Consider the following 10,227-nt stretch of genomic DNA (forward strand, 5'->3'; position numbering starts at 1 on the left):
AGCATTCGTCCAAAATGCGACGGCAAAATGTGCTGATATTCAAACCGTTTAAATCGCAACGCACAAATCATTCCGACTGGTAATGTTGCGTTATAAACCCAAGGTTCCATTCAAACCCAACCGACTGAAAATAACAATAGTCCTGCGGCAAAAACAGGCCTTTGCGCAAGCGCGGAAACTGTGCCGCGGATGCGGGAACACGCAGTCTCATCGCCCCGGAAACCGGCACGGAGCGGCAAAAAGAAAGCCATTTGCCCACCTGTCACGGGCAAATGGCATTTGCATATCCGGATCGGGAGAATCAGCCGTTTTTCGCAAAGACCTTCCAGTAACGCGGGCGGAAGGCCAGACGACTCTTGTCGGTGGCCGGATGATCGGCCGGAATTTCGATTTCGACACGATTCCGCGCGCCGCCGATTTCCAGTTCCACCCGGCGCTTGGCACCGGAACGGCGGCTGGTGATCACGGTACCAACCAGACAGCCACCGCAATCGCCCAGCAGATCGACATCATGCGGACGGAAGAACAGCTGCGCATCGCCATCCGGCACATCTGTCGCTTTCAGGCCGATCGTGCGGTCGGCAAGCCAGACCTCGCCCTTTTCGACCCGTACCGGCAGCGCGCTCGATTCACCGATGAAGCCATAGACGAATGGCGAATTGGGATTGTCATAGATCTCGTCCGGCGTGCCGATCTGTTCAATGCGGCCCTGGCTCATGACAACGACACGGTCGGCCAGTTCCAGTGCCTCATCCTGATCATGGGTGACGAATACGGTTGTATGACCGGTCTTGTCATGGATCTCGCGCAGCCAGCGACGCAGTTCCTTGCGCACCAGCGCGTCCAGCGCGCCGAATGGCTCGTCCAGCAGCAGCACCCTCGGTTCGATCGCCAGGGCACGGGCAAGCGCCACGCGCTGGCGCTGACCACCCGACAATTGCGCCGGATAGCGTTTTTCCAGCCCCTTGAGCTGCACCAGATCGAGCAGTTCCAGCGCGCGCCGGTTGATTTCCTGTTTCGACGGGCGGATCGCGCGGCGGCGAACCTTGAGGCCAAAGCCGATGTTTTCCGCTACCGTCATGTGGCGGAACAGGGCATAATGCTGGAAGACGAAGCCGACATTGCGCTCCTGCACCGTCTTGTGCGAAGCATCCTCATCGCCAAAATAGATCGTGCCCTCCGTTGGCGTTTCAAGCCCGGCAATCAGGCGCAGAAGCGTTGTCTTGCCTGAACCGGACGGCCCAAGCAGGGCAATCAGTTCGCCGGAGCGAATGTCCAGCGAGATATTGTGCAAGGCGGGGAAACGGGAAAATTCCTTCCGAACGCCAGCAACCCGAACTTCCATATATCTTCCCTCTTAAACCACCGCGACAGCGGCATTCCTTCTCGCCATCAGATGGCATTTCCGATTTCCAGTTTGCTGTTGCGCAGCATCCATTTCCGTCCGTCATCCAGAGCGAACCAGATTTTCCGCACACATGCTGAATGCTTCAACATCTTGTTTTTTCGCAGTTCCAGACGGAAAACAGTTCCCACTTTTCCTGAAACCGCTATAGCCGAAACAGCGCCCGGCCAGAACGGAAAAATTCCCTTTTCGACTTTTCAAATCTTTCAGCGTCCTCTGCCGATTGCCACGAGTTCATCCCCATAGCGCAATTCCAGCAATTTCTTGATGGCCAGCGTGAACAGCGCCAGAAAGGCCAGCAGGGATGCCACCGCAAAAGCCGCAACGAAATTATATTCATTATAGAGAATTTCGACATGCAGCGGCATGGTATTGGTTAGCCCGCGAATATGACCGGATACCACGGAAACGGCACCAAATTCGCCCATGGCGCGCGCATTGCACAACAGAACGCCATAAAGCAGGCCCCATTTGATATTGGGCAAGGTGACATAGCGGAACGTCTGCCAGCCATTGGCGCCAAGCGAAATGGCCGCCTCCTCATCGCCCGTACCCTGTTCCTGCATCAGCGGAATGAGCTCGCGCGCAACGAAAGGAAAGGTGACAAACAGCGTCGCCAGAACAATACCCGGCACGGCAAACAGGATTTCAATGCCATGGCGTGCCAGCCACGGCCCAAGCAGACTCTGGCTTGAAAACAGAAGCACAAAGACCAGGCCCGAAATCACCGGTGAAATCGAAAATGGCAGATCGATCAGGGTGGTAAACAGCGCCTTGCCCTTGAACTCATATTTGGCGATCGCCCATGCCGCACAAACGCCGAACACCAGATTGAGTGGCACGGCAATGGCGGCAACCGTCAGCGTCAGCCGGATCGACGCCCAGGCATCCGGTTCAAGGATGGCCTCCAGATATTCGCCTGCCCCCTTGCGGAAGGCTTCCGCGAAGACGGCAACCACGGGCAGGATGAGAAACAGCGACAGAAAGCCAAGCGCCACAATGATCAGCCCAATGCGCGTGGCCAGGCTTTCCGTGACGGCCCTGTTGCCGTGGCTGAAATCATGATCACTCGCCATGGCCATATCTCCGTCGCGACCAGGTCTGAATGAGATTGATGACGAGCAGCATCAGGAATGACAGCACCAGCATGACACAGGCCAGCGCCGTTGCCCCGGCATAGTCATATTCCTCCAGCCGGACGACAATCAGCAGCGGAGCGATCTCCGATACATAAGGCGTGTTGCCGGCAATGAAGATGACCGAGCCATATTCCCCCACCCCGCGCGCCAGGGCGAGCGCAAAACCGGTAAGGACTGCCGGCTGAAGGCCCGGCAACAGAACGCATGCGATGGTCTGCAACCGCGATGCCCCAAGGGTTGCAGCCACCTCCTCAACGTCGAGGCTGATTTCCTCCATGATTGGCTGCACGGTGCGCACGACAAAGGGAAGGCCAATGAAGATCAGGGCAACGACAATGCCTGCGCGGGTAAAGGCGATGCGGATATCAAATGGTGCAAGCAGGCTGCCGATCCAGCCATTCGGCGCATAGATGGCAGCCAGCGAAATACCCGCCACTGCCGTTGGCAGGGCAAAGGGAATATCGACAATCGCATCAACAAGACGGCGGCCAGGAAAGCGGTAACGTACCAGAACCCACGCCAGAATGACGCCGAAAAACACATTGACGAGTGCAGCAATCAGCGCCGTACCGAAGCTGGTTTCAAGCGCCTTGATCGTGCGTTCATCGGTCACGATTCTCCAGAAACCGCTGAAGCCAACCTGTGTCGAATGCAGAACCAGTGCGGCAAGCGGGATCAGGATGAGAAGGGTGAGATAGGCAAGGCTGAACCCGAATGTCAGTCCGAAGCCCGGAAGAACACTTGGCTTTTTCAATCGAAGCCCGGATCTGGCCCTGACGGCGAATGAGGTCATGTGGCGGTTGATTCCTCTCTGCAAACGCTTCCCCAAGCTTTCCCCGCGAATCAAAGCATGGGAATGCCCTCTGTGTCTGTTTCGGCACCCCGTCCGTCCCGAACTGCAGCAGGCCCGGAGGGGCACCTGTCTTCAGTTTGCGCCTGTCTGCAGCGCAGCCAACCGACGCCCGATCCGCTTACCTGACAGGATTGGGCATCGCAGAAGTGTCTGCTATTTTGCCGGCTTGTAAATCTGGTCAAAAGTTCCACCATCACCAAAGTGGTAGGGCTGTGCCTTGGCCCATCCGCCAAAGATCGGATCATCAATGGTGATCAGAGAGACTTGCGGAAATTCCCGGCGCTGGTCAGCCGGGATAATGTCCGGTCTGGACGGACGGTAATAATGTTTGGCCGCAATGGCCTGACCTTCCGGCGAATAGAGATATTCCAGATAGGCTTCAGCCAGTTTGCGCGTGCCATTGGCATCGACATTCTTGTCCACGATGGCAACCGGCGGCTCGGCAAGGATCGATTGCGGCGGAACCACAATATCAAAGGCATTGTCGCCGAATTCGGCGATCGACAGATAGGCCTCGTTTTCCCAGGCCAGCAGAACGTCGCCAAGCTGACGCTGGACGAAGGTTGTGGTCGAGCCGCGCGCTCCCGTATCCAGCACCGGAACATGGCGGAAAAGTTCGGCAATATATTCCTTGATCTTCGCCTCGTCGCCGCCAAATTCCTTGTGCGCCCAGGCCCATGCAGCCAGATAGTTCCAGCGCGCGCCGCCTGAAGTCTTCGGATTTGGCGTGATGACCTCAACGCCTTCCTTTACCAGATCACCCCAATCCCTGATGCCCTTCGGATTGCCCTTGCGCACCAGAAACACGATGGTTGAGGTATAGGGCGCAGAATTGTTCGGCAGGCGCCCGCGCCAATCCTTGTCGATCTTGCCGGAGTGCTCGACAATGGCGTCGATATCGCTCTCAAGCGCAAGCGTGACCACATCCGCCTTGACGCCATCGATCACCGAACGCGCCTGTTTGCCAGAGCCTCCATGCGACGCACGCAGCGTTACATCTTCACCGGTTTGCTGTTTCCAGTGTCTGGCAAAGGCAGCATTATAATCCTTGTAGAGTTCACGTGTCGGATCATATGACACATTGAGCAAGGTCTGACCGGCTAAAGAAGACTGAACCGTTCCTGCAAGAGATGCAGCAGCCACAAATACCGCCAGCGTGAGAGTAAATTTCAAAATCTTCATGACCGCCTCCTGTGTCCATCTGACAGAACAGTAGCAGAGCTGCGCAGTCTTAGGATGCCATAACCGCACCGATATTCAAAACAGCTTCGAAAAATCCATACAGTCCACGCAGGTATGGAAGAAAATTATTTCGCTCTACAGTTGAAAACAACCATCAATCGGAAGATTTGTGCACCAACACGCCCTCTCCCGCAGGGGCATGGCCAAGAGACAGGACAACCGGCGCCTCTGTTCTTGCCGGTTCCATCATGGTGCGGTGCCTTCCTTCCCGCTTGGCCTGGTAGAGGAGCACATCCGCACGCCTGACCGTCTCCCAGAAATCGGTGTCCCGCTGCAAGCGGGCACAGCCAATACTGCAGGTGACACGATGCGACCAGTCCTCGTCGCTGAAATCGGTCTGGCTGACCTGAAGACGCAGCGCCTCCAGCCGTTGAAGGACCGCCTCCTGCGGCAAATCATCCAGAATCAGGATGAATTCCTCGCCGCCAAAGCGGCCAATGATGCGATAGTGCGTGTACAGTTCATTCAGCAATTGTGCAAAGCGGACAAGCACAATATCGCCTGTCGCATGACCATGAATGTCATTGATCTGCTTGAAATGATCGATGTCGCACAGTGCAATCCAGCACGTCCTGCCCGGCCTATGCCATTTCTGGAAGGCATGCAGCATGCCGCGGCGGTTGAGAAGGCCGGTCAGTGGATCCGTATCGCGCTCGTGCTCCATATCCCTGAAATGATCCGAAGCCACCGTGACAAACAGGCTAAAGCCAAGCAGAACGCCACAGATCAGGGCCGTATATTCATTTACCCGCCAGAATGCGGAGTTGTAAAAACTTTCCGCGCTCATGCCAGGAATGACGGAGAACAGGGCCACGACAAGGCGTGGCACGAAATGCAGGCCAACAAGGGTCAACATGATCAGCAGGAGACGATCCGCGACACCATTGTGAAATGTCCGGCGCAAATGCCATGCCGTGATGAACAGGGTCGTGGCAATGCCCGCATTGAGAATGAGCGTGCGCCCCAGGACATTGCGATGGACGTAATAGAAATAGGCAATGCCGCCCAGAACCAGCGCAAAGACAAGGGCAAACTGGCCCCAGGGCGCGGAAATGGCCTGCCGCGTGAGCAGGCCCCGTCCAAACAGGATGACGCCCAGCATGTAAAGCGATGTTGATGCGAGGGCATTCAGCCCCAGATCAGCCGGAACATGCGACAGCTGGACAGCAAAGCTGATGCCAAAAAGTGCGAAGCCCAGCGCATTATAGATGAGATAAGGCGCCCTGCGCACAAAAAACCACAGCATGATAAATGCCGCAGCAAACAATATCAGTACTGGCGGCACCATATAGCGCATCTGGCAGCCAACTTGTTGCAGATTTTCACATTGCAAATTTTGCGTTTTGATTACACAAAAGGCAATATCAGAACAATTCATCTGATTATAAAGTACTAGAATTAATTTACCACTCGACTGATCCACAGATCAGCGCTTGATTTTCCGCCCGGTGCCGTGTTTCAACCAGCCAAGGATGGAGATGGCCGCATGACGAGAAATTTCCATGCTGCCTCGAAAGGATAAGTCATGAAACCCGTTTTCCTTCAGTTGCAATGCACGCCTGGCAAGACCTATGAAGTGGCTGACGAGCTTTTCCGGCGCGAAATCGTCTCCGAACTTTATTCAACCAGCGGTGAATTCGATCTGCTGATGAAGATCTATGTCAAGGAAGGCGAGGATATCGGCAAATTCATCAATGAGAATGTGCTGAACATCCCGCATATCGTACGCTCGCTGACGACGCTCACCTTCACCGCATTCTGAAGCCGGGATTTGACGCAACTGGCGGCGACATGCCGCCAGTTGCCCGCTGCCCGCATCGACCTGCACAAGCGCATCAGCGCAAGCAATTTCATTACGTTTTTGACGTAATTTCTTTTGCAAAATAACAAAGCAGTGCTAGATTGGCCGGACCGGCAAATGCGTCTTGCGCTTTGCCGGGATCTCCTGTGTGTCCGGCGCAGTCAGGCCATGCGCACATGGCCTGAGGTGTGATCGTGCACCAAGCTGGGGCAATTTGTGCTTTGCCAACGGATGCGTTCTGGCATACAGGAAAACACCTTAGTGCAGTTCCAGGAAAAGTGGGAACCGGTTTTCCGTCGGCAACTGCAAAACACTATGTCAGAACAGTTCCTAAAAGGATCGAAAATGCCTCCTTATCGTTCGCGTACAACCACCCATGGCCGCAATATGGCGGGAGCGCGCGGCCTCTGGCGCGCCACTGGCATGAAAGATGAGGATTTCGGCAAGCCGATCATTGCTGTGGTGAATTCCTTCACCCAGTTTGTTCCGGGTCATGTGCATCTGAAGGATCTCGGCCAGCTTGTCGCGCGCGAGATCGAACGCGCCGGCGGCGTTGCCAAGGAGTTCAACACCATCGCGGTCGATGACGGCATCGCCATGGGCCATGACGGCATGCTCTATTCGCTGCCTTCCCGCGAACTGATTGCCGACTCGGTCGAATATATGGTCAATGCACATTGCGCCGATGCAATGGTGTGCATTTCCAACTGCGACAAGATCACGCCCGGCATGCTGATGGCGGCATTGCGCCTGAACATTCCGGTCGTCTTTGTTTCCGGCGGCCCGATGGAAGCCGGCAAGGTTGTCTGGGACGACAAGGTCAAGAAGCTCGACCTCGTTGATGCAATGGTTGCGGCAGCCGATGATCATTACTCCGACGATCAGGTCAAGGCGATTGAGCGTTCCGCCTGCCCGACCTGCGGCTCGTGCTCCGGCATGTTCACGGCCAATTCGATGAACTGCCTCACCGAAGCGCTTGGCCTGTCGCTGCCGGGCAATGGCTCGACGCTGGCAACCCATGCCGATCGCAAGCGCCTGTTCCTCGAAGCTGGCCGCCTGATCGTTGAGCTTGCCCGCCGCTATTATGAACAGAATGACGAAAGTGTCCTGCCGCGTTCGATCGCCACTTTCGAGGCTTTCGAAAATGCCATGACGCTCGACATCGCCATGGGCGGCTCGACCAATACGGTTCTGCATCTGCTGGCAGCCGCACAGGAGGCGGAAGTCAATTTCACCATGGCCGATATTGACCGGCTGTCGCGCCGCGTGCCGGTGCTGTGCAAGGTCGCCCCGGCAGTCAACACGGTGCATATGGAAGACGTCCACCATGCCGGCGGCATCATGGGCATTCTCGGTCAGCTCGACAGGGCAGGCCTGCTGAACACCAGCGTCTCGACGATCCATGCAAAGACCCTGGCCGATGCGCTGGACAAGTGGGATGTCACCCGCACCAATGATGAAGAGGTGCACAGATTCTACCGCGCTGCACCGGGTGGCGTGCCGACGCAGGAAGCCTTCAGCCAGGATCGCCGCTATGACAGCGTCGATACCGACCGCGAAAAGGGTGTCATCCGCTCGAAGGAACACGCCTTCAGCCAGGATGGCGGTCTTGCCGTGCTTTACGGCAATCTCGCCGAGGATGGCTGTATCGTGAAGACGGCCGGTGTGGATGAATCCATCCTGAAATTTTCTGGCCCGGCGCGCATTTTCGAAAGCCAGGATTCGGCCGTTCATGGCATTTTGAACGGCAAGATCAAGCCTGGCGACATCGTGCTGATCCGCTATGAAGGCCCGCGTGGCGGCCCCGGCATGCAGGAAATGCTCTATCCGACCAGCTATCTGAAGTCGAAGGGACTGGGCAAGGCCTGCGCGCTGATCACCGACGGCCGTTTTTCGGGCGGCTCATCGGGTCTGTCGATCGGCCATGTCTCGCCGGAAGCGGCCGAAGGTGGCACGATCGGTCTGGTACGCGAAGGGGATATCATCCATATCGACATTCCAAACCGCACCATCCATCTTGATGTGGACGACGCGACCCTTGCCGCCCGCCGCGCTGAACAGGACGCCAAGGGCTGGAAGCCGGCAGAGGAACGCAAGCGCAAGGTTTCAACCGCACTCAAGGCCTATGCCGCGATGGCAACCAGTGCCGCTTATGGTGCGGTGAGAAAATTGCCGGCATGAATTCAGTCATAAAATCCTGGATTGGAGGCCCCTCAAAGGGGCCTCGGATTGATTACCCTCCCTCTCGTTTTCGGCAGTGGTCGAAAACGAGGGGTTTGCAATCAATCTGCGGGAGCTGACGCTCCCTTATTCATTTTCATAGCCAAAAGCTTTGAGCAAATTGACAAAACCTTTAAGCTGCTTTCCAGACCGGTATTAAAATCGTTCCCTGCCTATCCAAACCAATCCCAGCAACCATCAAAGCTTTCCCTGGCTGGATTCACTTCTGGATATAAAGGACAACATTATAGACATCTGCCCACCTGTATAGACATCTGCCCACCTGTTTAATTGCGTCGCCCAGCAAATCTACCCCCTTGTAATCCGCATTCAAATCCGGGGCCATGGACTTCGCAGCCTGATTCATCCATGCAAAGCAATGCGTAAGCCACATCTGTCATTGCCTTTCCGAAAACTGTTCGGAATATAGGCAAATCCTCTTGTATCCATTGATGACCCTGCCGGGAATATCGGCTCATCCTGACTGAAGGTTACGATTTTCCCATTGGGACCGTCTTGCACAGGCTTGTCACTTTTGCCGTATTAATCTGTAAAAATCAGTTCAGCGCCATCAATCTCACAATGCCTATATATGGATGTACGGGCATTACAGTCATCGGCGTTTCCCTGCAGTCGAGCCTCTCTGCTTGGAAAATATGGCCAAAATTCCTGTTTCCATCATCTATAATACGGATATGCACGGATGATGTTTGAGACGAATTGTCAGAGGATAAACTTGGCGTCGACGTCACGATTTCCAATCCCTCGTAGCATCAACCACAATCGCAATACAGTTTCATCCTTGGTTTCATGCAAAAATAAGCTCTTCCTCCCTCGAAATTTGCAAGTCGGCTGTGAATATTTCCACCATCGGATAACAAAGCTCTCCGCGTCGCAATCTCTGCCCATTGCCTGATATTTTCCGACGTCATGTAACTTGTCACATCATAAGGAGGATAAGCATCTTCCATGCATTTTAATATTGCCATCCCTCCTGTTCCGGTCACACCCAGACCTTCAGCGCAGGCATAGGGCCTACCTGCAAGAATTGCTGCCCATTGAAAACTTCTGGCTGATTGATTTGTGCCTGAATAGACATAAAAGCACCGGAAGATGTTGCGGCAATGGCAATTCTGTCCTGCCTATACTAATCCCATCCGACGTCGTTATGCGATATACAACAAAATATAAAATAATGAATTACTTACAAAGAGAGCATGTTCATGGATGTGCCAGCTTTATTAAAGCTTATACTTATACACCGCGATATTATCAGCTGCCAAGCTGAAAGATATTTCAGGCGGCTGAAACCAGCTTTCGTTATGGATCCTCCTCAGCCGTCTTTCCCTCGGCTGCTGGACACGCCTGAACACAAGCTTGTCGCCCGATCGACAGAAACGCTTCATGCACACCTACCCTCACTCAATGACGAATGGCGCTGCATACCAAAGCAATTCAGCTTTCACGGAATCGTTGATTGCCATTGACCTGCCCCCCGGTCGTCCCTCGTTCATAACGAGAGTCCTTGGGGTTGATAGTGGTCGGTTTCGGATGTGGCAAGCGCGCC

General features: G+C 54.9%; 7 protein-coding genes. 2 read left to right on the forward strand and 5 right to left on the reverse strand.

The genetic code is table 11. The features are described 5' to 3' along the window. Positions 1 to 301 precede the first annotated feature (301 nt). From ACFO1V_RS05730 to ACFO1V_RS05750, 5 genes are all read right to left on the reverse strand, one after another. On the reverse strand, positions 302 to 1,345 hold the full coding sequence (locus ACFO1V_RS05730) for a sulfate/molybdate ABC transporter ATP-binding protein (RefSeq protein ID WP_374830032.1): 1,044 nt from the start codon (positions 1,343 to 1,345) through the stop codon (positions 302 to 304). Positions 1,346 to 1,611: 266 nt separating this feature from the next. Beyond that, positions 1,612 to 2,481, reverse strand: coding sequence for a sulfate ABC transporter permease subunit CysW (gene cysW / locus ACFO1V_RS05735; RefSeq protein WP_374830030.1), 870 nt, complete (start codon positions 2,479 to 2,481; stop codon positions 1,612 to 1,614). Next, complete coding sequence (cysT, locus tag ACFO1V_RS05740) at positions 2,471 to 3,337, reverse strand: sulfate ABC transporter permease subunit CysT (protein ID WP_374830028.1); 867 nt, start codon at positions 3,335 to 3,337, stop codon at positions 2,471 to 2,473. The genes cysW and cysT overlap by 11 nt, the downstream gene beginning before the upstream one ends. Before the next feature lie 213 nt (positions 3,338 to 3,550). Next, the gene (locus ACFO1V_RS05745; RefSeq protein WP_374830026.1) at positions 3,551 to 4,579 is read right to left on the reverse strand and encodes a sulfate ABC transporter substrate-binding protein; all 1,029 of its coding nucleotides are present in this window, start codon (positions 4,577 to 4,579) and stop codon (positions 3,551 to 3,553) included. Between the two features lie 154 nt (positions 4,580 to 4,733). Beyond that, complete coding sequence (locus ACFO1V_RS05750; protein WP_374830024.1) at positions 4,734 to 5,885, reverse strand: GGDEF domain-containing protein; 1,152 nt, start codon at positions 5,883 to 5,885, stop codon at positions 4,734 to 4,736. 279 nt (positions 5,886 to 6,164) lie between these two features. Here ACFO1V_RS05750 and ACFO1V_RS05755 point away from each other — a divergent pair, with 279 nt between their 5' ends. Continuing rightward, positions 6,165 to 6,401 (forward strand): Lrp/AsnC ligand binding domain-containing protein, encoded by a 237-nt coding sequence (locus ACFO1V_RS05755; protein WP_374830022.1) that lies wholly within the window; start codon positions 6,165 to 6,167, stop codon positions 6,399 to 6,401. A 384-nt stretch (positions 6,402 to 6,785) separates the two neighbouring features. Beyond that, the gene (gene ilvD, locus ACFO1V_RS05760; protein WP_374830020.1) at positions 6,786 to 8,621 is read left to right on the forward strand and encodes a dihydroxy-acid dehydratase; all 1,836 of its coding nucleotides are present in this window, start codon (positions 6,786 to 6,788) and stop codon (positions 8,619 to 8,621) included. Positions 8,622 to 10,227 lie beyond the last annotated feature (1,606 nt).

Source organism: Daeguia caeni (genome assembly GCF_042653845.1).
Taxonomy (GTDB): domain Bacteria; phylum Pseudomonadota; class Alphaproteobacteria; order Rhizobiales; family Rhizobiaceae; genus Brucella; species Brucella caeni.

What these genes read in the sequence shown, in the direction of transcription:
- cysW (WP_374830030.1), bottom strand. Translation starts at nt 2,481, where the DNA reads ATGGCGAGTGATCATGATTTCAGCCACGGCAACAGGGCCGTCACGGAA.
- cysT (WP_374830028.1), bottom strand. Translation starts at nt 3,337, where the DNA reads ATGACCTCATTCGCCGTCAGGGCCAGATCCGGGCTTCGATTGAAAAAG.
- ACFO1V_RS05755 (WP_374830022.1), top strand. Translation starts at nt 6,165, where the DNA reads ATGAAACCCGTTTTCCTTCAGTTGCAATGCACGCCTGGCAAGACCTAT.
- ACFO1V_RS05750 (WP_374830024.1), bottom strand. Translation starts at nt 5,885, where the DNA reads ATGCTGTGGTTTTTTGTGCGCAGGGCGCCTTATCTCATCTATAATGCG.
- ACFO1V_RS05730 (WP_374830032.1), bottom strand. Translation starts at nt 1,345, where the DNA reads ATGGAAGTTCGGGTTGCTGGCGTTCGGAAGGAATTTTCCCGTTTCCCC.
- ilvD (WP_374830020.1), top strand. Translation starts at nt 6,786, where the DNA reads ATGCCTCCTTATCGTTCGCGTACAACCACCCATGGCCGCAATATGGCG.
- ACFO1V_RS05745 (WP_374830026.1), bottom strand. Translation starts at nt 4,579, where the DNA reads ATGAAGATTTTGAAATTTACTCTCACGCTGGCGGTATTTGTGGCTGCT.